At 75.4% G+C, this 21,011-nt stretch carries 18 protein-coding genes; 13 read left to right on the forward strand and 5 right to left on the reverse strand.

Annotated elements, in window-relative coordinates:
- Positions 1-18 precede the first annotated feature (18 nt).
- Positions 19-1,095 (reverse strand): glycosyltransferase, encoded by a 1,077-nt coding sequence (locus tag ABWK59_RS07690; protein ID WP_354639014.1) that lies wholly within the window; start codon positions 1,093-1,095, stop codon positions 19-21.
- 177 nt (positions 1,096-1,272) lie between these two features.
- On the opposite strand from ABWK59_RS07690, the gene ABWK59_RS07695 reads away from it, so the two are divergent.
- The 11 genes from ABWK59_RS07695 to ABWK59_RS07745 all read left to right on the forward strand — a co-directional run bounded on the left by ABWK59_RS07695 (position 1,273) and on the right by ABWK59_RS07745 (position 15,534).
- The gene (locus tag ABWK59_RS07695) at positions 1,273-2,415 is read left to right on the forward strand and encodes a glycosyltransferase family 4 protein (RefSeq protein ID WP_354639016.1); all 1,143 of its coding nucleotides are present in this window, start codon (positions 1,273-1,275) and stop codon (positions 2,413-2,415) included.
- Between the two features lie 505 nt (positions 2,416-2,920).
- A complete protein-coding gene (locus tag ABWK59_RS07700; protein ID WP_354639018.1) occupies positions 2,921-4,675 on the forward strand; it encodes an AAA family ATPase in 1,755 nt (584 codons plus the stop codon).
- A 94-nt stretch (positions 4,676-4,769) separates the two neighbouring features.
- Complete coding sequence (locus ABWK59_RS07705; protein ID WP_354639019.1) at positions 4,770-5,888, forward strand: glycosyltransferase; 1,119 nt, start codon at positions 4,770-4,772, stop codon at positions 5,886-5,888.
- Complete coding sequence (locus ABWK59_RS07710; protein WP_354639021.1) at positions 5,885-6,928, forward strand: GNAT family N-acetyltransferase; 1,044 nt, start codon at positions 5,885-5,887, stop codon at positions 6,926-6,928. The genes ABWK59_RS07705 and ABWK59_RS07710 overlap by 4 nt, the downstream gene beginning before the upstream one ends.
- Entirely contained in the window at positions 6,928-8,448 is a 1,521-nt protein-coding gene (locus tag ABWK59_RS07715; RefSeq protein ID WP_354639022.1) for a hypothetical protein, read from the forward strand. Before ABWK59_RS07710 ends, ABWK59_RS07715 begins: the two co-directional genes overlap by 1 nt.
- Positions 8,445-9,653 carry a DegT/DnrJ/EryC1/StrS family aminotransferase gene (locus tag ABWK59_RS07720; protein ID WP_354639024.1) on the forward strand — a complete coding sequence of 403 codons (1,209 nt, stop codon included), beginning with the start codon at positions 8,445-8,447 and terminating at the stop codon, positions 9,651-9,653. Before ABWK59_RS07715 ends, ABWK59_RS07720 begins: the two co-directional genes overlap by 4 nt.
- Positions 9,654-9,745: 92 nt before the next feature.
- On the forward strand, positions 9,746-9,970 hold the full coding sequence (locus ABWK59_RS07725) for a hypothetical protein (RefSeq protein WP_354639026.1): 225 nt from the start codon (positions 9,746-9,748) through the stop codon (positions 9,968-9,970).
- 233 nt (positions 9,971-10,203) lie between these two features.
- Positions 10,204-10,869 carry a DUF6643 family protein gene (locus ABWK59_RS36600; protein ID WP_420492742.1) on the forward strand — a complete coding sequence of 222 codons (666 nt, stop codon included), beginning with the start codon at positions 10,204-10,206 and terminating at the stop codon, positions 10,867-10,869.
- A 224-nt stretch (positions 10,870-11,093) separates the two neighbouring features.
- Entirely contained in the window at positions 11,094-11,984 is an 891-nt protein-coding gene (locus tag ABWK59_RS07735) for an MOSC domain-containing protein (RefSeq protein WP_354639027.1), read from the forward strand.
- A 117-nt stretch (positions 11,985-12,101) separates the two neighbouring features.
- A complete protein-coding gene (locus ABWK59_RS07740) occupies positions 12,102-14,630 on the forward strand; it encodes a right-handed parallel beta-helix repeat-containing protein (protein WP_354639029.1) in 2,529 nt (842 codons plus the stop codon).
- A gap of 106 nt (positions 14,631-14,736) precedes the next feature.
- Entirely contained in the window at positions 14,737-15,534 is a 798-nt protein-coding gene (locus ABWK59_RS07745) for a DeoR/GlpR family DNA-binding transcription regulator (RefSeq protein ID WP_354639031.1), read from the forward strand.
- Positions 15,535-15,681: 147 nt separating this feature from the next.
- Here ABWK59_RS07745 and ABWK59_RS07750 read toward each other — a convergent pair whose 3' ends face one another.
- On the reverse strand, positions 15,682-16,788 hold the full coding sequence (locus ABWK59_RS07750; RefSeq protein ID WP_354639033.1) for a PLP-dependent cysteine synthase family protein: 1,107 nt from the start codon (positions 16,786-16,788) through the stop codon (positions 15,682-15,684).
- Positions 16,789-16,905: 117 nt separating this feature from the next.
- Positions 16,906-18,012: an FAD-dependent monooxygenase gene (locus ABWK59_RS07755; RefSeq protein WP_354639035.1), complete on the reverse strand. Its 1,107-nt coding sequence runs from the start codon at positions 18,010-18,012 to the stop codon at positions 16,906-16,908.
- A 171-nt stretch (positions 18,013-18,183) separates the two neighbouring features.
- Here ABWK59_RS07755 and ABWK59_RS07760 point away from each other — a divergent pair, with 171 nt between their 5' ends.
- Entirely contained in the window at positions 18,184-19,185 is a 1,002-nt protein-coding gene (locus tag ABWK59_RS07760; RefSeq protein WP_354639037.1) for a TetR/AcrR family transcriptional regulator C-terminal domain-containing protein, read from the forward strand.
- 23 nt (positions 19,186-19,208) lie between these two features.
- Here the strand turns inward: ABWK59_RS07760 and ABWK59_RS07765 are convergent, their stop codons facing one another.
- Positions 19,209-20,078 (reverse strand): PhzF family phenazine biosynthesis protein, encoded by an 870-nt coding sequence (locus tag ABWK59_RS07765; protein ID WP_420492743.1) that lies wholly within the window; start codon positions 20,076-20,078, stop codon positions 19,209-19,211.
- A 212-nt stretch (positions 20,079-20,290) separates the two neighbouring features.
- On the opposite strand from ABWK59_RS07765, the gene ABWK59_RS07770 reads away from it, so the two are divergent.
- On the forward strand, positions 20,291-20,497 hold the full coding sequence (locus tag ABWK59_RS07770; RefSeq protein ID WP_354639039.1) for a hypothetical protein: 207 nt from the start codon (positions 20,291-20,293) through the stop codon (positions 20,495-20,497).
- A gap of 37 nt (positions 20,498-20,534) precedes the next feature.
- Here the strand turns inward: ABWK59_RS07770 and ABWK59_RS07775 are convergent, their stop codons facing one another.
- On the reverse strand, positions 20,535-20,960 hold the full coding sequence (locus ABWK59_RS07775) for a VOC family protein (RefSeq protein ID WP_354639041.1): 426 nt from the start codon (positions 20,958-20,960) through the stop codon (positions 20,535-20,537).
- Positions 20,961-21,011 lie beyond the last annotated feature (51 nt).

Genomic DNA, 21,011 nt, shown 5'->3' on the forward strand with positions numbered 1-21,011 from the left:
GGTCGGACAGGCCCCTCGTCAGCGCGGCCGGGCGACCCGGGCGAGCAGGTGCTCCCAGCGGTCGGCCACCGGGGCGAGCGCGAAGCGGGCCAGCGCGTGCTCCCGGGCGGCGCGGCCGAGCGCGGCCGGGTCGCCGTCCAGCAGGGTGCGCAGCGCCGCGGTGAGCGCGGCCGCGTCGCCGGGCGCGACGAGGGTGCCGCCGACGCCGTCGCGGACCACGTCACCGACCCAGCCGACGTCGGTGGCCACGGCGGGCAGGCCGGCCAGGGCGGCCTCGATCAGCACCCCGGGCACCCCCTCGCTGTCGCTGGTCAGCAGCAGGGCGTCGGCGGCCCGGTAGAGCGGCGCGGGGTCGGCCAGCCGGCCGAGCGGGTGGACCCGGTCGCCGGCGGTCAGGCCGGCCCGCAGCGGACCGTCCCCGGCCAGGGCCAGGTGGACGCCGGGCAGCGCGGCGACCGCGGCCAGGGCCAGGTCGGGGCGCTTCTCGGGGGCGAGCGCGCCGACCCAGGCGACCAGCGGCCCCTCCTCGGGCAGGCCCAGGTCGGCGCGGGCCCTGCGGCGCTCCTCGGGGTCGGCGGCCGGCGGGTAGCGGTCGGCGGCCCGGGCGTTGGGGAGGGTGGTCACCCGGTCGGGGCGCAGCCGGAACCGCTCCAGGAGCACCTCCCGGGCGCCCTCGGCGATCGCGGCCACAGCGGCGGCCCGGTGCAGGAGAGCGCCGACCCGCAGCCGGCGGACGGTGTCGGCCGTCCAGTGCCGCGGGTCGCCGATGTTGACGTAGACGAAGGGGGTCCGGCTGCCGAACAGGCCCAGGGCGCAGGCCTGCAGGGTGCTGGAGCCGTGGGCGACCACCACGTCCGCCCGGCGCGCGGCGGCCCGCAGGGCGCGCAGGGTGGCCGGGTGGTGCCGGCCGGGCCCGAGCACCGGGACGTCGGTGTCGGGGGCGTCCGGGTGCGGGTGCAGGGCCCGCAGTTCGGAGGGCCGGCCGCGGCGGAGCAGTTCGCCGTGCAGGTCGCGGGCGAGGTTCTGGGCCCCCCGCCGCCGCGGGTCGGTGATCACGTGCAGCACGCGGGGCGCCGCGGGCGCGGGGTCGGACATGGCACCGACCCTGACACAACCGGTCGGCGGCGCGCAGCCGGATGCCTGGATCGGGCGACCTGCGCGAACACGTAGCGGAGCCGGGCCCTCAGCTGGGATGCTGATCGCCAGTCAGGGCGGGGCCGTTCAGGGAGGCCGGTCACGCCCGGGGTCGACCCGGGGGGTTTGGCTGTGCATGTGCTGTATGTGATCGACAGCGTGGACCGGGTCGGCGGAGCCGAACAGGGCCTGGTCTCGATGGCGCCCCAACTGGTGCGGGCCGGTGTCCGGTTGGACGTGGCGTACCTGCGGGAGTCGCCCGGGGGGTTCCAGCCGGAGCTGACCGCGGCCGGGGCCGGGGTGTTCCGGGTGGGCGGGGGCGGCCGGGCGGGCAGCCTGGCGGCGCTGCGCCGGCTGATCCGCGAGCGCCGGCCGGAGCTGGTGCACACCACGCTGTACGAGTCGGACGTGCTGGGCCGCTCGGCCGCGCTGTCCGCGGGCGTCCCGGTGGTGTCCAGCCTGGTCAACTCGGCCTACGGGCCGGAGCATCTGCACGCCCGCGGGCTGAACCCGTGGAAGGTGCGGGCGGCGCAGGCGGTGGACGCGGCGACCGCGCAGGGCACCCGCCGGTTCCACGCGCTCACCGACCACGTGGCGGGGGCGATGTCGCGGCGGCTGCGGGTGGCGCGGGAGCGGATCGACGTGGTGCCGCGCGGCCGCGACCCGGAGCTGCTGGGCTCGGTGACGGCCGAGCGGCGGGCCGCCGTCCGGTCCGCGCTCGACCTGCCCGAGGACGTCCCGGTGGTGCTGGCGGCCGCCCGGCAGCAGTACCAGAAGGGCCTGGACGTGCTGCTGGAGGCCTGGCCGGACGTCCGGCAGTACGCGCCCGAGGCGGTGCTGCTGCTGGCGGGCAGCGAGGGCGGCGAGTCGGAGCGGTTGCGGGCGCTGGCCGGCCGCGGCGGCGGCGGGGTGCGCTTCCTCGGGCCGCGCGGCGACGTGTACGACCTGATGGCGGCGGCCGACGCGTTCGCGGTGCCGTCCCGCTGGGAGGGGCTGGGCAGCGCGGCGATGGAGGCGATGGGCGTCGGCGTGCCGCTGGTCTGCTCGGACGTCCCGGCGCTGCGGGAGACGGTCGGCTCGGAGGACTACGCCCTGCTGGTGCCGCCGGAGCGTCCCGAGGAGCTGGCGAAGGCGCTGATCACGCTCCTTGACGACCCGTCGGGGTCGGCGGTGCGGGTGAAGGCGGCGAGGGCGCGGTTCCTGACCTCGTTCACCCTCCAGCAGGTGTCGGCGCGGATGGTCGGGTTCTACGAGCGGGCGCTGCGCCGACGTGTCGCCTGAGGGCCCGCGGGCCGCGACCGGTCCGGGTGGTGCATCCGGACGACGAATCCGGACAGAGGACGGCGAAAGCGGGCACGCTCCGCAGGAGGGCCGGAATCCGTCCTTCGAGAATCGCCAAAGTGCTTGCGCCGCAGTTCCGGTGCGACAAGCATCACTGCGGGGGTCCGGTGTCGCCCGGGGGAGGGCGCGAACCGGACGATCCGGGCCGGCGCGGCCCGGGCATGGCGTACGCCGTCAGGGGGGCCTGATGCACGAGCAGCAGCCGAGGAGTTCCCGCGTGCCGAGAACAGTCCGCCGCGCCGAGGTGTTAGGGACCGTCTGACCGTGCGTGTCCACCCGTCCGCGTCCCGGCGGGACCGGTCGGACACGCCCAGGGGCTGACGAGGTCCCGCACCGGGCCCGGCACGCCGGGCCGGCCGCGCCAGAGCGCGCCGTCGTCGCCGACGGGGCGCGGCCGACCACGCGCTCCAGGCGCATGCACCACGATCGCGAGGGGATCCAACCGGTGGAACCGGCAAACCATTTCGCCGTCCTGCGACGGTACTGGCGGCTGCTCGTCGGCTGCACCATGGCCGCACTGATCATCGGCTTCGTGCTCACCCCGGACGGAGACGCGGTCGACGACGCCAAGTGGCAGTGCAAGGTGGCCATCACGCCGGTGGCCGGCGCCGCCGAGACGGTCCGGGCGGACCAGGTGCTCAGCTACGCCCAGGGCGCGGACGTCAGCACCGAGGCGGCCAAGAAGCTGGGCATCACCGACGTGGCCAGCCTGGTCGCCCGGCGGACGGTCGCCGCGGCCTCCACCCAGATGCTGCTGGTCACCGCCACCGGGCCGACCCAGCAGTCCTCCGCCGCCCTCGCCGACGCGCTGTCCCAGGCCACCATCACCGGCTACAGCTCCGAGTCCAAGAAGAGCGCGGACGAGTCCATCAAGCGCCTGCAGAACCAGGCCAAGGAGCAGCAGGACCAGGTCGACCAGCTGCAGCGGCAGTTCAACGCCGCCAAGCCCGGCGACCAGCCCCGGCTGCAGCCCCAGCTGACCGCCGCCACCGGCTCGCTCACCAAGACCCTCACCGCCATCAGCGACCTGCAGAGCTCCAGCCAGACCGACGCCATCCAGCAGTGGGGCTCGATCGACTGCCGGGAGGCCGGCGGCAGCCTGCTCACCTCGCCCACCCGGAGCGTCCGGCTCGCCCTCGCCGTGGTGCTGGGCCTGGCCCTCGGCGTGGTCGCCGCGCTGATGCTCAGCCGGATGGACACCCGGCTGCGCTCCCGCAACGGCACCGAGGAGGCCTTCAACCTGCCGGTGATCGGCGAGATCCCGCACCTGTCCCACCGGCTGCGGCGGCTGCGCGAGCCGCTGGTGGTCGCCCGGCCCTCCGACCCAGCCGCCGAGGCGTACCGCTCGCTGCGCTCCACCCTGCTGCTCACCGGCCCGGAGGCGCTCTCCGCGCAGCTCGGCGAGGGGCCCGGCCGGGCCGGCTCCGGCAACGCCCGGCGGTCCACCGAGCCGGCGCCGGTGATCCTGGTGATGTCCGGGCGCAGCGGCGACGGCCGCACCACCACGGTGGCCAACCTCGCCGCCGCGCTGGCCGAGACCGGCCGGCAGGTCCTGGTCCTCGACTGCGACTTCCGCAACCCGCAGGCCCACGTGCACTTCGGGATCGGCGACGGCCCCGGCATGGCCGAACTCCTCAGCGCCGAGCAGATCTCCGACCTGCGCGACCTGATCCGCCGCACCACCGTGGACGGCGTCGCCCTGATCACCGGCGGCAACACCACCGCGTACCCGGCGGCCCTGGTGCTGCGGGCCGGGGAGGTGCTGCGGCGGGCGCGGGAGCACGCGGACGTGGTGCTGATCGACAGCTCCCCGCTGCTGTACGCCAACGACGCGTACGACCTGGTGCAGCACGCGGACGCGGTGCTGGTGACCGCGATGGCGGGCAACGTCAAGCCCGAACAGGCCGACCGGGTCGCCGAGTTGCTCGCCCGGACGGGGGTGCCGGTGGCCGGAGTCGCGCTGCTCGGCACCGAGGGGCCGGCCCAGGGCCGGCGGCGCAACCGGGACGGCGGCCTGAGGACGCCCGCCGCCCTGTTCTCCCGCTCCTCCGGTCCCGCCGCCCCGGCCCCGGCGCTGCCCCGGCCGGCCGCCGAGCCGTCCCCCGAGGACCAGCCCAAGCCCTCCCCCAGCTGGGCCCGCCGCCCGGAGAACACCGCGGAGACCACCCTCCAGCTCCGCCAGGCGGGAGAGGACCTGTGAACCGAAGAGTCCGGGCCGCAGCCTCCCGCAGCAGCGCGCAGTTCCCCGCGCCCCCGGTGGTGGACCTCCTGCACCCGGCCCACGGAGGTTCGCGGTGAAGCGGGTGCTGTGGTTGGCGAAGGGCCTCGGGCGGGGTGGTGCCGAGCAGTTGCTGGTGAACTGCGCCCGGCACGTGGACACCTCCCGCTACGAGGTGGAGGTCGCGTACGTGCTGCCGTGGAAGGACGCGCTGGTGCCCGCGCTGGAGGCGGCCGGGGTGCGGACGCACTGCCTCGGCACCGCCCCCGGCCGGCTCTGGCCGCTCCGTCTGCGCGGCCTCCTCGCCGAGCGCCGGTACGACCTGGTGCACTCGCACATGCCCGTCCCGGCCGCCGCCGCCCGGCTGCTGTCGTACGGCCGGAGCGGGCCGCGGCTGGTGCACACCGAGCACAACGTCTGGGAGCGGTACCGGACGGCGACCCGCTGGGCGAACGCGTGGACGTACCGCCGCAACGACGCGGTGATCGCGGTCTCGCACGCGGTGGCGGCGACCATCGCCCGGCGCCGTCCGGACCCGGACTGGGTGACGGTGGTGCACCACGGCCCGGACCTGGCGGACGCGCCCTCCGGCCCGGCGGCGCGGGCCGCCGCACGGGCCGAACTCGGGCTGCCCGCCGACGCGGTGGTGATCGGTACGGTCGGCAACCTGACCGCGAAAAAGGACCAGGCCACCCTGCTGGCGGCGTTCGCGCGGGTCCGGGCCGACCACCCCGGGGCGGCGCTGGTGCTGATCGGTTCCGGCCCGCTGGAGGCGGAGTTGAGGGCGCGGGCCGGGGAGGGCGTGGTGTTCGCCGGGTCCCGGTCGGACGTGCCGGCGCTGCTGCCAGGGTTCGACGTGTTCACCCTGAGCTCCCGTCAGGAGGGCCTGCCGGTCGCGCTGATGGAGGCGATGACCAGCGGTCTGCCCTCGGTGGTGACCCGGGTGGGCGGGATGCCGGAGGTGCTGGAGGACGGCGGGCAGGGGCTGCTGGTGCCGCCCGGCGATCCGGCGGCGCTGGCCGCGGCGCTGTCCCGGATGGTGGCCGAGGGGGATCTGCGGGAGCGGCTGGGGGCCGCCGCCCGGGAGCGGTCGAAGGGCTTCGACGTGGCCGGGGCGCAGCGGTCCATCGAGGCGGTGTACGCGCGGGTGCTGCGGGATCGGCCGTCTCCGGAAGGGAACCGAGTACATCCGTGAACACCGTGCCACCCGAGACGGAGCTGGCCTTCCGTCCGTTCGCCGAGGCGGACGTCCCGGCCGTCCTGGAGCTGCTGACCGCCTCGCTGGCGGGCGGCCCGACCGGCACCCGCAGTCCCGAGTTCTTCGCGTGGAAGCACCGCCGCAACCCGTTCGGGGCCAGTCCCGGCCTGCTGGCGGTGACGCCGGAGGGCCGGCCGGTGGGCGTCCGGCTGTTCCTGCGCTGGGAGTGGCGGCAGGGCGGGCGGGCGGTCCGCGCGGTGCGGCCGGTGGACACCGCCACCCACCCGGACTTCCAGGGCCGCGGGATCTTCCGCCGGCTCACCCTGGACCTGCTGGAACAGGTGGCCGGGGACGCCGAGTTGGTGTTCAACACGCCGAACGGCAACAGCCTGCCGGGCTATCTGAAGATGGGCTGGCGGGAGGTGGGCCGGGTGCCGATCGCGCTGCGGGTGGCCCGGCCGGCCGCGTTCGCGCTCGGCGCCCGGGCGGCGCTGGCCCGCCGGTCCGGCCGGCGGCGTCCGCTGCACTGTGAACTCCCGCTCGCGGCCGGGTTCTTCGGCGAGGGCAACGGTCTGGCCGAGCTGCTGAAGGAGCGGGCCGCGGCGGACGAGGGCGAGGCGCGGATGGCCGTGCACCGCACCGAGGGGTTCCTGCGCTGGCGGTACGGGGACGCCCCGGGCCTGGACTACCGGGTGCTGACCTGCGAGCGCGGTGGCGAGCTGGCCGGGGTGGCGTTCGGCCGTCCGCGGCGGCGCGGTCCGCTGACCGAGTTCACCCTGGCCGAGGTGCTGGTGCGGCCGGGCGACCGGCGGGCGGCGGCGAGCCTGCTGCGGCAGGCGGCGTTCGCGGGCTGCGACCACGTGGCCACCCATCTGGCGCCGGGGACGGAGGCGGCCGCGGCGGGTCTGCGCGGCGGCTACCTGACCGCCCCGCGCACCGGGATGAGCCTCGCCGCCCGGACGCCGGCCGGCCCGCTGCCGGCCGACCGTACCCTGGCCGCCTGGCGGTTCAGCCTGGGCGACCTGGAGGTCTTCTGATGCTCCGGCTCGCGGGCGCGGCGCGGCTGCCCGACCTGCGCCGGCGGATCGCCTGGTCCTCCGTGGTGGCGGGCGGCCTGGTGACCGGGTACGTCACGCTGTTCGTGGTGGCGATGGTGCACACCACGTACGACACCTGGGGTGCGCTGCTGGTGGCGCCGGCGCTGATGGCGATCGGCACGCCGATCCTGGCCCGGGTGGCGGCGGCCAACCCGGAGCCGAACGTCTTCAAGCTGCTGGTGCTGGCGATGGGCCTGAAGCTGTTCTGCGCCTTCCCCCGGTACCTGATGGCCTTCGTGCTCTACGGCGGCGCGGCGGACGCCAAGATGTACCACCAGCGGGGCACCGAGCTCTCCCGCTACCTGGACCAGGTCGGCCTGTTCTCCGGTGACTTCCACTACGACCTGGGCATGAAGGTGGCCGGCACCGGATTCGTCATCATCGTCACGGGCGTGGTGTACGCGATCACCGGGCCGACCCTGGTGGGCGGGTTCCTGGTCTTCTCCTGGCTGGGGTTCTGGGGCCTGCTGCTGTTCTGGCGGGCGCTGCAGATCGCCTTCCCGGAGGCGGACGCCCGCCGGTACGCCAAGCTGGTGTTCTTCCTGCCCTCGCTGCTGTTCTGGCCGTCCAGCATCGGCAAGGACGCCTGGATGATGTTCTGCCTGGGCCTGACCACGTACGGGGTGGCCCGGCTGCTGGACCGCCGGTTCGGCGCGCTGGTGTGCATCGCGGTGGGCTCGCTGGGCACGGCGATGGTCCGCCCGCACGTCACCGTGCTCACCGGCGCCGGCCTGACCGTGGCGTACGTGCTGCGCAAGCGGCCGCAGCAGGTCAGCGCGCTGGGGCCGCTGCGGACCATCCTGACGGTGGCGGTGCTGGGCGCGATGGTGATGCTGATGCTGCAGCAGGTCTCCACGTTCTTCGGCACCAGCGGCACCGGCGGGGACGCGGTGAACCAGGTGCTCTCGGAGACCTCGCGGCGGACCTCCCAGGGCTCCTCGGTGATCAACGCGCCGCCTGCGGACGACACCGGGCCCGCGGTCAGCATGAACCCGGCCCGGCTGCCGATGGCCGTGGTGAGCGTGCTGTTCCGGCCGTTCCCGTTCGAGGCGTCCAACATCCAGAACCTGATCCAGTCGGTGGAGTGCTTCGTCCTGCTGGTGCTCTACATCCGCGACTGGCCGCGGCTGCGGCAGCTGCCCCGGCTGTTCCTGAAACGCTCGTACATCGCCTTCTGCGTGGTCTACACGCTGCTGTTCTGCTGGGCGTTCTCCAGCATCAACAACATGGGCATCCTGTCCCGCGAGCGGGTGCAGGTGATGCCGCTGGCGCTGGTGCTGCTGGCCGTGCCGCGGCCGGAGGGGTCGGCGCCGGCGCCCCGGCGCCGCTCCCGGCCGCCGCTGTGGCGGGTGCAGCCGGGCCAGTGGCGCGAGCGTGCGGCCTCGGCCCCGCCCCATGAACTCCCGGTCCGCGTGGGCGGTCCGGACTCACCACCTCGACCCTGGGGGGATCCCCGATGACGACCACTGACCTGGGCCTGCCCGCCGCGCTCGGCGGCGAGCCCGCCTTCCCCGACGGCCTCCCGCTCACCCGGGTGCGGGTGCCGGACCGCGAGGGCCTGCTGGAGCGGCTCGGCGCGGTGCTGGACAGCGGCATGCTGACCAACGGTCCCACCGTCCGGGAGCTGGAGGAGCGGGCGGCCGAACTGCTGGACGTGCCGCACGTGGTGGCGGTCTCCAACTGCACGGCCGGGCTGATGCTGGTGCTGCAGGCCGCCGGGGTCGGGGGGAACCGTCCGGTGGTGATGCCCGGGTTCACCTTCTCGGCCACCGCGCACGCCGCGCACTGGGCCGGGGGCACCCCGGTGTTCGCCGAGGCGCGGGAGCAGGACATCACCCTCGACCCGACGGACGCCGAGGCCCGGCTCAAGGCCGCCGACCGGCCGGCCGCGTTGATGGCCACCCACGTCTACGGCACCCCCTGCCAGGTGGAGGAGTTGCAGCGGGTCGCCGACGCCGCGGGGGTGCCGCTGGTGTACGACGCGGCGCACGGCCTGGGCAGCTCCCGCCGGGGCGTGCCGGTGGGCAACTTCGGCCTGGCCGAGGTGTTCTCGATGAGCCCGACCAAGGTGGCGGTGGCCGGCGAGGGCGGCCTGGTGGCCACCCGGGACGGCGCGCTGGCGGCCACCCTGCGCACCGCCCGGGACTACGGCAACCCCGGCGACTACGACACCCTCTTCCCGGGCCTGAACGCCCGGATGAGCGAGCTGCACGCCGCGGTCGGCCTGACCTGGCTGGCCGGGCTGCCCGAGCGGGTGGCCCACCGCGGGGCCCTGGTGGCCGAGTTCGCCGCGGTCACGGCCGGGCTGCCGGGCCTGCGCCCGGCCCTGCCGGAGGCGGGGGACGTGTCCACCTTCAAGGACCTCACCCTGATCGTGGACCCGGAGCTCTTCGGGCTGTCCGCCGAGGCGCTCGGCCGGGCGCTCAAGGCCGAGGGCGTGGACACCCGGCGCTACTTCCACCCGCCGGTGCAGCGCCAGCGGGCGTACGCGCACCTCGGGCAGGCCGAGGACCTGCCGCTGACCGACCGGCTGGCGGGCTCGGTGCTGACCGTCCCGCTCTGGTCGCACATGGAGGCCCCGGCGGTGCGCCGGGTGGCCGAGGCCGTGGTGCGGATCCAGGGCGCGGCCGACCGGGTCGCCGCCCTGCCGGAGTACGCCGGCTGAATCCGGGGACGGCTCCGGGCCGGGCCGCGGCCCGGGGCCGTCCGGCCCTGCGCGCGGCCCTCGCACACCGGTGCCAGGGTCAGGCGATTCAAGTGAACAGCTTCGTGCTGATCGCGGCGGTGGTCCACTTCGCCGTGGTGGTCCCGGTCGGGCGGCTCCAGGACCGGTTCCAACCGGTCAAGACCGTCCCGGTGAAGAAGGCGGACTGCCCGGAGTGCCTGAGCTGCGTCCCGGCCGCGGCCACCCGCTGCGCCCACTGCACCACCGAGCCGGCGGGCCGTCCCGGCTTCCCGGCGCAGGCCCTGCAGACCCGCTGATCACGCCCCGGACGGGCCCGACGGGTCCGCGCCACCCCCGCCGGGCCCGGTCTACACCTCCGACCGGGCCTTTCGGCGTCCCGCGGCCCTCACGAATCGGCCGAAACTCGCCGTCGATATGTCCGATCCTCCACCTTTCATACCGTTTGATCGCGCGAAGAGTGTGTAAACAGTTGAACTACCCCCTCTCCCACTCTCCTCAGCAGGCACATTGTGGGCTTACGGTATGCCCCATGACCTCGCCCCGCTCCTACGACGGAGTCGGCTACCCCTCTCCGTCCTTTTCCTCCGGCACGCCGATCTACGACAGGCTCGTCGCAGAGCGCGGCATCCCGCAGATCGCCCCCATCAACGTGCCGGCGGCACTGCCCCCGGCCTCCTCCTACGGTTCGGGCTACGGCTCGGGTTACGGCAGCGGCTACGACTCCCCCGTCGGCGCCAACCTGCCCGCGCTCCCCCCGGCGCGCCTGGCCCTCGGCCCGGGTCCGAGCAGCACCCCGGCCACCGGCTACGCCCAGCCCTCCCCGGCCGGGTACGCCACCGCCCCGCAGCTGCCCGCCGCCGGCTACGGCGCCGTCGGGCAGCCGCAGGTTCCCGGCCAGCGCCCGGTCGGCCCGGCCGCCGGCTTCCAGCCGCAGCCCGGCTTCCCCCAGCCGGGCACCGGCCAGAGCTACGGCGGGCAGAACAGCTTCGCCTCGGCCCCGCAGAGCTTCTCCCCGCCGAGCTTCGGCGGGCAGGGCTTCGGCGCCCAGGGGTTCGCGACCCAGGCGCCGCAGCAGGGCTTCGCCGACCAGAGCCTCGGCGGCAACCAGCTGCGCCCGGCCGCGCCGGTCGCCCCGGTCCGCCCGATGCAGCAGCAGTACACCCCGCAGTTCCCGCAGTACCCGCAGGCCGGCTGACGGACCGCGCCCGCCCGCCCCAGGGCGTGCCGGGAGCCCGAGGTCAGGGTCACCAGGGTCGGGGTCCGTGCCGCAGGCCGGCACGGACCCCGACCCGCTCCAGGGCCGTCCGCACCGCCGTCGCCGGCGGCGCGGGCGGCCCTGCGCCTTCCCGGCCCCGCCTCCCCGCCCCACCGGTCGGTACACCCCCGACCCGTCGCGCGCCGGGCTGGCAGGATGGGCCCATGGCGACACTGACCGGACTTCACCTGTACCCCGTCAAGTCCACCTACCGGATGAGCCCGACGAGCGCCCGGGTCGAGCCCTGGGGCCTGGAGGGCGACCGCCGCTGGATGCTGGTCGACCCCCGCGGCCGGGCCCTGACCCAGCGTGAGATACCCGCCCTCGGCCAGTACCGCGCGGTACCCCGCCCGGACGGCACCCTCGACCTCACCGCCCCCGACGGCGCCCGGATCGCGATCCCGGCCCCCTCCACCGCGGCCGGCGACCCGGAACTGCTGGTGGAGATCTGGGGCACCGAGGTGTCCGCCGCCGAGGCGGCGAAGGAGGCCCGGGACTTCCTCGCCGAACGGCTCGGCGACGTCCGGCTGGTCCACCTCGACCGCCCGGGGAGCAGCCGCCCGGTCGACCCGCGGTACGCCGTCCCCGGCGACACCGTCAGCCTCGCCGACGGCTACCCGCTGCTGCTCGCCAGCACCTCCTCGCTCGCCGACCTCAACGCCCGGATCGCCGCCGACCACCCCGACGACCCGCGGAAGGCCGCGCCGGCACCGATCGAGCGGTTCCGCCCCAACCTGGTGGTCGACGGCACCGAGCCGTGGGCCGAGGACGGCTGGCGGCGGGTCCGGATCGGCGAGGTGGTCTTCCGGGTCACCAAGATGTGCGGCCGCTGCGTGGTCACCACCATCGACCAGGAGGCCGGCGAACGCCGCGGCCCGGAGCCGCTGCGCGCCCTCGGCCGGCACCGCAAGTTCGGCGACAAGCTGGCCTTCGGCACCAACCTGGTGCCCGAGCGGCCGGCCGGCTCGGGGCGGGTGCTCGGCACGCTCCGCCTCGGCGACGAGGTCACCGTGCTGGAGGAGGGCCCCCGGCCGACCCCCGAACTCCGGGCCTGAGCAACAGAGAACCTGCTCGCTCGTTGATGTCCGGGAGCGACCGGGGCGACCGGGCGGAGCACGCTACGGTGGGGCGAGCAGCACGGCACCGGACGAAGGTGGGGACGACAGACCGTCATGGGTGAGCACAGGGTCCGGGTCACGCAGGACAGCGCCTCCCGCTGGCGGCGCCGCAACGGGGAGTACGAGACGCTCCACGAGGCCCTGGCGGCCGCCGAGCCCGGCGACACCCTCACCCTGCGCCCCGGCACCTTCCGCGAGCCCGTCCTGCTCGACAAGGCGGTGACCCTGGTGCCCGCCGACGGGCCCGGCACGGTCCGGCTCGACCCGCCGGCCGGCACCGCGCTGACCGTCACCGCCGCCGCCACCGTCCACGGCCTGGTGGTGGAGGGCTCCGACACCGCCGTCCCGGCCGTCCTGCTCACCGGGCCCGGCACCACGGCCGAGCTGGCCGACTGCCGGGTGCAGACCCGCGCGGCGGTCGGCGTCGAGGTCACCGGCGGCGCCCGGGCCGTGCTGCGCGGCTGCACCGTGGGCAACCCGGCCGGCCTGGGCCTGCGGGTCCGCGGCGAGGCCGAGGCCCGGCTGCGCGACTGCGAGCTCACCGCCGCCGGGCAGGCCGGCCTCGCCGTCCTCGGCGGGGCCACCGCCCACCTGGAGGACTGCCGGCTGCACCACGCCTCCGGCGCCGGGCTGCTGCTCGCCGACCAGGGCTCCACCGCCGAGCTGACCGGCTGCGAGCTGTACGAGATCAAGGGCACCGGGGTGCAGGCCGAGGCGCGGGCGGTCGGCCGGCTCACCGACTGCACCGTCCACCGGGTCACCGGCAACGGGCTCACCCTGGACACCGAGGCCGAACTGACGCTCACCGGCTGCCGGGTCCACGACCTCCCGGAGAACGCCGCCGACCTGCGCGGGCGCTCCCGCCTGGTGCTCCGCGACAGCACCCTGCACGACTTCGGGCGCGGCGCACTCTCGGTCTGGGACAACGGCACCGAGGTCACCGCCACCGCCAGCCGGATCCACTCCGCCACCGGCGAGTACCCGGCCGCCTGGGTCAGCGACGGCGCCCGGCTCGCCCTGACCGACTGCGCGCTGCACGACCTCCCGGACGCGCTGTTCGTCCTCGACCACGGTTCGGCCGTCACCGCCGAGGACTGCTCCTTCGCCGACATCCGCAGCTCCGCGGTGTCGGTCAGCGGCGGGGCCACCGCCGACCTGACGGACTGCCGGATCCAGCAGACCGGCACCGGCCTGTGGTTCCGCGACCACGGCAGCGGCGGGGTGCTGACCCGCTGTGAGATCTCCGACGTCTCCACCGGGGTGATCGTCACCAAGGGCGCCGACCCGGTGCTCCGCGAGTGCGCGGTGCGCGGCAGCAGCGACGCCGGGGTGTACGTCTCCGCGCAGGGCCGCGGCACCTTCGAGGACGTCCGGGTGTCGCACGGCCGGGGCTTCGGCTTCCATGTGATCGACGGCTGCCGGAGCCTGCTGCTGCGCTGCCGGGCGGAGCAGATGGGCCGGGCCGGCTTCGAGTTCCCGGAGCCGGGACCGGTGACCGAGGGCTGTGCCTCCGACGACGTGGCCCCGCCGCCGCCCCTGCCCGCGCCCTTCCCCGGCGCCCTGGCGGGCCCGGTCCCGCCGAACGGGCTCGTCCCGCCGTCCGCCCTGGCGCCCCCGGCCGGGTTCGCTCCCCCGCTCGGGCCGGTGCCGCCGGGCGGCGGGGTCCTGCCGGAGCCGCGGACCGGCCTGCTGACCGTCCCGGCCCGGCTGCCCGCGGTGCCGCGCGGGGTGCCGGCCCTGCCGGTCGGCGGCGGGCCGATCGCGCCGCTGCCGGACTGCCGCCCGGCCGAGGAGGCGCTGGCCGAGCTGGACGCCCTGGTGGGCCTGGCCATGGTCAAGCGGGAGGTGCGCACCCTGATCGACCTGATCTCGGTCGGCCGGCGCCGCCAGCGGGCCGGGCTGAAGGCCCCCTCGCCCCGCCGGCACCTGGTCTTCACCGGCTCCCCGGGCACCGGCAAGACCACGGTGGCCCGGCTGTACGGCGAGATCCTGGCCTCGCTCGGGGTGCTCCAGCGCGGGCACCTGGTGGAGGTGGCCCGGGTCGACCTGGTCGGCGAGCACATCGGGTCGACCGCGATCCGGACCGCCGCCGCCTTCGAGCGGGCCAGGGGCGGGGTGCTGTTCATCGACGAGGCGTACGCGCTGGCGCCGGAGGACGGCGGCCGGGACTTCGGCCGGGAGGCGATCGACACCCTGGTGAAGCTGATGGAGGACCACCGGGACGAGGCGGTGGTCATCGTCGCCGGGTACACCGCCGAGATGGAGCGCTTCCTGGCCGCCAACCCGGGCCTGTCCTCCCGCTTCTCACGGACCGTCATCTTCCCGGACTACAGCGCCCCGGAGTTGCTGGAGATCGCCCGGGCGCAGTGCGCCGAGCAGGAGTACGCGCTGACCCCGGACGCGGAGGAGGCGCTGCTGGGCCACTTCGCGGCCCTGGACCGGGGCGCCGGTTTCGGCAACGGGCGGACGGCGCGGCAGGTGTTCGAGACCATGGTGGAGCGGCACGCGATGCGGGTGGCGCAGCTGGCGGACCCGACCACCGAGGACCTGCAGGTGCTCGTCCCCGCGGACCTGCCGGGCTGAGGCGGGCGGGAGGTCCGGCGCCGGGCACCGGGCTCGGTGCCCGCCCGGCCGATCCGGGTGCCCTCCGTCGTGCGAGGATGGCCGTGATCCGAACGGGAGGGTACACGTGGCCGACCTGAGCAACCTGCTGGCCGAGCAGCGGCGGGCGCTGATCCTGGACGAGGTGCGTCGGCGCGGCGGTGTCCGGGTCAACGAGCTGACCCGCCAGTTGAACGTCTCGGACATGACGATCCGGCGCGACCTGGACGCGCTGGCGCGGTCCGGGATGGTGGAGAAGGTCCACGGCGGCGCGGTCTCGGTGGAGGCGACCCGGACCCACGAGCCCGGGTTCGAGGCGAAGTCCTCGCTGGAGCCCTCCGCCAAGGAGGAGATCGCCCGGGCGGCGGCCGAACTGGTCGCGCCCGGCAGCGCGATCGCGCTGTCCGGCGGCACCACCACCTACACCCTGGCCCGGCACCTGGTCGGGGTGGAGGAGCTGACGGTGGTGACCAACTCGGTCCGGGTGGCGGACGTGTTCGAGCAGGCCCGGCGGCAGGGCGAGCCGGCGGCGACCGTGGTGCTGACCGGCGGGGTGCGGACGCCGTCCGACGCGCTGGTCGGGCCGGTGGCGGACCGGGCGATCCGCTCGCTCCACTTCGACCTGCTCTTCCTCGGCACCCACGGCCTCTCCCCGGAGGCCGGGCTGTCCACCCCGAACCTGGCCGAGGCGGAGACCAACCGCAGCTTCATCGCCTCGGCGCGGCGCACCGTGCTGGTGGCCGACCACACCAAGTGGGGGACGGTGGGCCTGTCCAGCTTCGCCGAGCTGTCCGAGGTGGACACCTGGGTGACGGACACCGGCCTGATGCCGGCGGCCGCGGACGAGGCCCGCGAGCACATCCGCGAGCTGCTCCTCGCGGGCTGACCGACCGCGCGCGGGGCGTACGGGGCTGACCGGGCGGCCGCCCTGACGAGGAGTCGGCCGCCCCGACCGGTTCCGCCCGACCGGTTCCGCCCGGCCGGTCCGCCTGGCTGGCCCGCCCGGTCAGCCCGCGCGGCCGGTACGCCGGGCTCAGTCCAGGTGGGCGGCCTGGTCGGCCAGGAAGCGCTCCAGCTGCTCCACGTACGGCGCGATCTCCAGGCCCTGCTCGGCGAGCCAGTCGTCGGAGTAGTACTTGTCCAGGTAGCGGTCGCCGGGGTCGCAGATCAGGGTGACCACGCTGCCCCGCTCGCCGGCGGCCCGCATCTGGGCCACGATCCGCAGCGCGCCCCACAGCCCGGTGCCGGTGGAGGCGCCGGCCCGCTTGCCGAGCGCCCGCTCCAGCACCCGGACGGTGGCGATGGAGGCGGCGTCCGGCACCCTCATCATCCGGTCGACGGCGCCGGGAACGAAGCTGGGCTCCATCCGGGGCCGGCCGATGCCCTCGATGCGGCTGCCGCTGGCGCAGACGGCGTCCGGGTCGTCCTTCACCCAGCCGTCGAAGAAGCAGGAGTTCTCGGGGTCGGCGACGCAGATCCGGGTGTCGTACTGCATGTAGTGCACGTAGCGGGCGATGGTCGCCGAGGTGCCGCCGGTGCCGGCCGTAGCGACGATCCACGCCGGCTCCGGGTGGGGCTCCAGCCGCAGCTGGGCGAAGATCGACTCGGCGATGTTGTTGTTGCCGCGCCAGTCGGTGGCCCGCTCGGCGTAGGTGAACTGGTCCATGTAGTGCCCGCCGGTCTCGGCGGCCAGCCGGGCGGAGACCTCGTACACCTCGCCCGGGTTGTCCACCAGGTGGCAGGTGCCGCCCTGGAACTCGATCAGCTCGATCTTGGCCCGGCTGGTGGACCGGGCCATCACCGCGATGAACGGGACCCCGATCAGCTGGGCGAAGTACGCCTCGGACACGGCGGTCGAACCGCTGGACGCCTCGATCACCGGCCGCCCGGGACGGATCCAGCCGTTGCAGAGCCCGTACAGGAACAGCGAGCGGGCCAGCCGGTGCTTGAGGCTGCCGGTGGGGTGGGTCGACTCGTCCTTGAGGTACAGGTCGATGCCCCACTCGGCAGGGAGCGGGAAGCGCAGCAGGTGGGTGTCGGCGGAGCGGTTGGCATCCGCCTGGACGCGGCGGACCGCCTCCTTCAGCCAGGCGCGGTACTCGGCGTCGGATCGGTCCACGTCCGTCGTCTGGATGGCCATCACTGCTCTCCTCGTCACACCCGACTGCTCCTACCGAGTGTAACAAACGACTACGATAAGTAACCTTATCGGAACCCCAAGCTCCCACTTATCGCGAGCCCCCACCCATGTCTGCTGCTACCCGTCCAGGGAGATGGCGTTCTTCGCCCGCTCCACCGACTCCTCCGAGGCCGGACCGCCCGGGTTCTCGGTGGCCAGGGCCTGGTTGAGCTCCACGAAGGGCCGCATCCGCTCCTCGTACCGCGCGAACGCCACCGGATGGTCGGCCCGGCCGAGCTCCTGGGCCAGCACGTACGCCCCGACCAGCGCCAGGCTGGTGCCCTGCCCGGACAGCGGCGAGGCGCAGTACCCGGCGTCGCCGAGCAGCACGGTGCGGCCGCGCGACCAGCCGTCCATCCGGATCCGGGCCATCAGGTCGCAGTAGAAGTCCGGCGCCTTCGCCATCTCCGCGAGCAGCCGGGGCGTCTCCCAGCCCAGGCCGGCCATCGCCTCGGCGGCCAGTTCCTTCTGGCGTGCGACGTTCCGGTGGCCCGGATCCCGGGGGCTGCCGGGCCAGCCGAGGGTGACGCGCAGCTCGGTGTTGCCGCGGACGGGGTAGATGCCGTACCCGGCGTCGCCGTCCCGCAGCCAGACCTGCCAGTCCTCCAGGCCGAGGAAGTTCTCCGCGCTGTAGACGGCGAGCCGGATGCCCAGCGGGTCGAGGTACTCGCCCTCGGGGCCGAAGGCGAGGTCGCGGACCCGGGAGTGCAGCCCGTCGGCCCCCACGACCAGGTCGAACTCCCGGGCGGCGGCGCGCTCGAAGGTGACCTTCACCCCGTCCTCGTACGGCGCCAGGCCGGTCACCGAGTCGCCGAAGAGGTACTGGACGCGCTCCCCCACGTGGGCGTGGAGGATCCGGGTGAGGTCCTCGCGGAGCACCTCCACGTCCTCGCCGTCGAGCCGGCCGGCGCTGAAGGTGGACTCGGTGGTGCGCATCAGCTCGTTGCCCTGCCCGTCGAGCACGGACATCCCCCGCGCCCGGGTGCGCAGGTCGGCGACCTCCGCGAGCACCCCCATCCGCTCGGCCACCTCCAGGGCGACCCCGCGGATGTCCACCGCCTGGCCCCCGGCCCGCAGCCCCGGCGCCCGCTCGACCACGGTGACGGCCCAGCCGCCCCGGTCCAGCCAGGACGCCAGCGCCAGCCCGGCCACGCCGGCACCCGAGACCAGCACGCTCCCACCCATGACGGTTCCCCCGATTCGTACGGTGTACGCGCCGCGGTGTGCGGCGCCCGAGACCTGAACGTACACCGTACGCACAGCCCCCGCAACAGCCCTGCCCGCCCGGTACAGCCCACCGACCCGCGCGCCGACCTGCTAGCCTCTGTACTAGTACAGGAGAGTGGGAGGGACACCGTGGCCGAGCACACCGAACCGCCGTACCTGCGGATCGCCGCCGAGATCAGGCAGCGCATCCTCGGGGGTGCGCTGAAGCCGGGCGACCCGGTGCCCTCGACCCGGCAGATCGCCAGGGAGTGGGGGGTGGCCCTCGCCACCGCCACCAAGGTGCTCGCCGCCCTCCGCCAGGAGGGGCTGGTGGAGGCCCGGCCGCGGGTCGGCACCGTGGTCGCCGCCCCGGCGGGACCCGCACCGGTCGCCGCTCCCGGACGGCCCCGGGCGGCTGCCGGCGGATCCGACCACGAGCTCACCCGGGAGCGGATCGTCCGGGCCGCCGTCGAGATCGCCGACGCGGAGGGCATCGCCGCCGTCTCCATGCGCGGCGTCGCCGCCCGGCTCGGCGTCGCCACCATGTCGCCCTACCGCTACGTCACCGGCAAGGACGACCTCGTCCTGTTGATGGCCGACGCCGTCTACGGCGAACTCGCCTACCCCGCCGACCCGCCGGCCGGCTGGCGGGCCCGCTTCGAACTCGGCGCCCGCACCCTCTGGGCCCTGCACCGCCGCCACCCCTGGCTGGCCCAGATCAGCTCACTCACCCGGCCGCTGCCGCTCCCCAACCTGCTCACCCACGCCGAGTGGGCCCTCAGCGCCCTGGACGGGTACGGGCTGCCGGCCGCGACCATGCTCGACATCCACGTCCTGCTCTACAGCTACGTGCACGGGATCGCCGTCCATCTCGAACGCGAGGCCCAGGCCGAGGCGGCCACCGGCCTCTCCGAGGAGCAGTGGTCCGAGGCCCAGACCCCCGCCCTCACCGCCATCGCCGCCTCCGGCGGCTACCCCGTCTTCGCCCGCGTCATCGCCGCCCTCCCCGACGGCTACGACCTCCACCTCGACCATCTCTTCGCGTTCGGCCTCACCCCCCTGCTCGACGGCCTCACCCCCCTCGTCGAACAGGCCACGACCGGACGGCGGCCGGGCGCGCCCGAGGGCACCTCCCGGCCGCCCCACGGCTGACCGGCGACCGGGACGCTCCCGGCTCAGTCCGGGATGCGCACCGCGCGACCGGTCACCCGCACCCGGTCGTCCCCCGCCCGCAGCTCCACCAGCAGCAGCCCCGGCCGCCCCAGATCCTGCCCCTGGTGGAGCGTGAGGACGCCCTCCGCGACCCCGGTCAGCTCTCGCAGGTACGCCCCGAACGCGGCCGCCGCCGCCCCGGTCGCCGGATCCTCCACCACCCCGCCCACCGGGAAGGGGTCACGGACGTGGAAGACCTCCGCCGACTCCCGGTACACCAACTGCAGGGTCGTCAGGTCCAGCCGGGTCATCAGCCGGGCGAGCCGCTCGAAGTCGTAGTCGAGGTCGGCGAGCCGCCGCCGCGTCCGGGCCGCGAGCACCAGGTGGCGCGCCCCGGCGAAGGCGATCCGCGGCGGGAGGTCGGGGTCGAGCTCCTCCGGGCTCCAGGCCAGGGCGGCCAGCGCCTCGGTCAGGTCGGCCCCGGCCACCGCCTCGACGGCGGGGCTCACGCTGGTCAGCGTCGCCGCCAGGGCGCCGCCGCCGTCCGCCACCACCTCCACGGGCACCGCGCCGACGGGGGTCTCGAACAGCAGCTGCCCGGGACCGATCCGCCCGGCCAGCGCCACCGCCGAGGCCACCGTGGCGTGCCCGCAGAACGGCACCTCCGCCTTCGGGCTGAAGTACCGCACGGCGTAGGTCCGTTCCCGCCCGGCGACCGGGATCAGGAAGGCGGTCTCGGAGTAGCCGAGCTCGGCGGCTACGGCGAGCTGCTCGGCCTCTCCCATCCCGGTGGCGTCCGGCACCACGCCGGCGGGATTGCCGCCGGCGGGGTCGGTGGTGAAGGCGGAGTACCGGAGGATCTCGGGCGCGGCGGCCGGCGACAAGGAGGTCATGCCGGGCCAACACCGCCCGCTCGCCCGTGATTCCCCGTGAGCACCACCGGTCCGGGGAACCCGCTCCCGTCCCGTTCACCCCGGGTTGCCGGGTGTTAACACCGGCCCCGGTACCGGCCACCAGCCCGAGATCCGGATGCAAACCGCCCGTCACGACGGCCCGCCATGCTGGGTGTCCGAAGGACGAAAGCCCCACCCCGAGGAGGCTCCCCGTGAGCGACTTCCCCGCCCTGGCCGCCGTGTTGGTCGACCTGTACGCCGGCGGCGACGACGGCTCCGGGCCGCCGGCCCGGGTGTCGGACCACGAGGCCGACCGGCTCGCCGGCCACGCCCGTCCGCAGCGGCGGACCGACGGCCCCGCGCCCCGGCTGCGCCTGCTCCGCCGCCGGTCCGCCGCCCGGTCCGCCCACCCCGCGTAGACCGCTTAACCGGGTAGCCGGGTCCGCCCGACGCGGTCTACTCCTCGTAGTACCGGGCCTCCAGGACGTTGCCGTCCGGGTCGCTGAAGTAGAACACCCGCGGCGCGATGCCCCGGGCGCCGTACGAGTCGCGCTGATCGGGCGTCACCCGGTGCCCGCCGGCCTCCAGCCGTCCCCGCAGCGCCTCGAACTCCTCCTCGGCCATGGCCAGGCAGACGTGGTTGACCAGGTGGCCGGCCGTTCCCGCGGCACCCGGGACGGCGTTGAGGGTGGGCGCGACGGAGAGCGGGGTCAGGTCGATCACCGTGCCCGGGCCGACGCGCATGCTGACGAAGGGCGCCTCACCGACGGTGAACTCCGTGAGGCGCAGCGGCTCCAGGCCGAGGACTTCCCGGTAGAACCGCGCCGACCGCACCGGGTCCGCGACCCACAGCACCACGTGGTCCAGCTCGTACGCCGTCATCCGCTCCGCTCCTGCCCTCGCCCGTCCCGTCTCGCCCCGGCCCGTCTCGCC

It is taken from the genome of Kitasatospora sp. HUAS MG31 (assembly GCF_040571325.1).
GTDB lineage: Bacteria > Actinomycetota > Actinomycetes > Streptomycetales > Streptomycetaceae > Kitasatospora > Kitasatospora camelliae.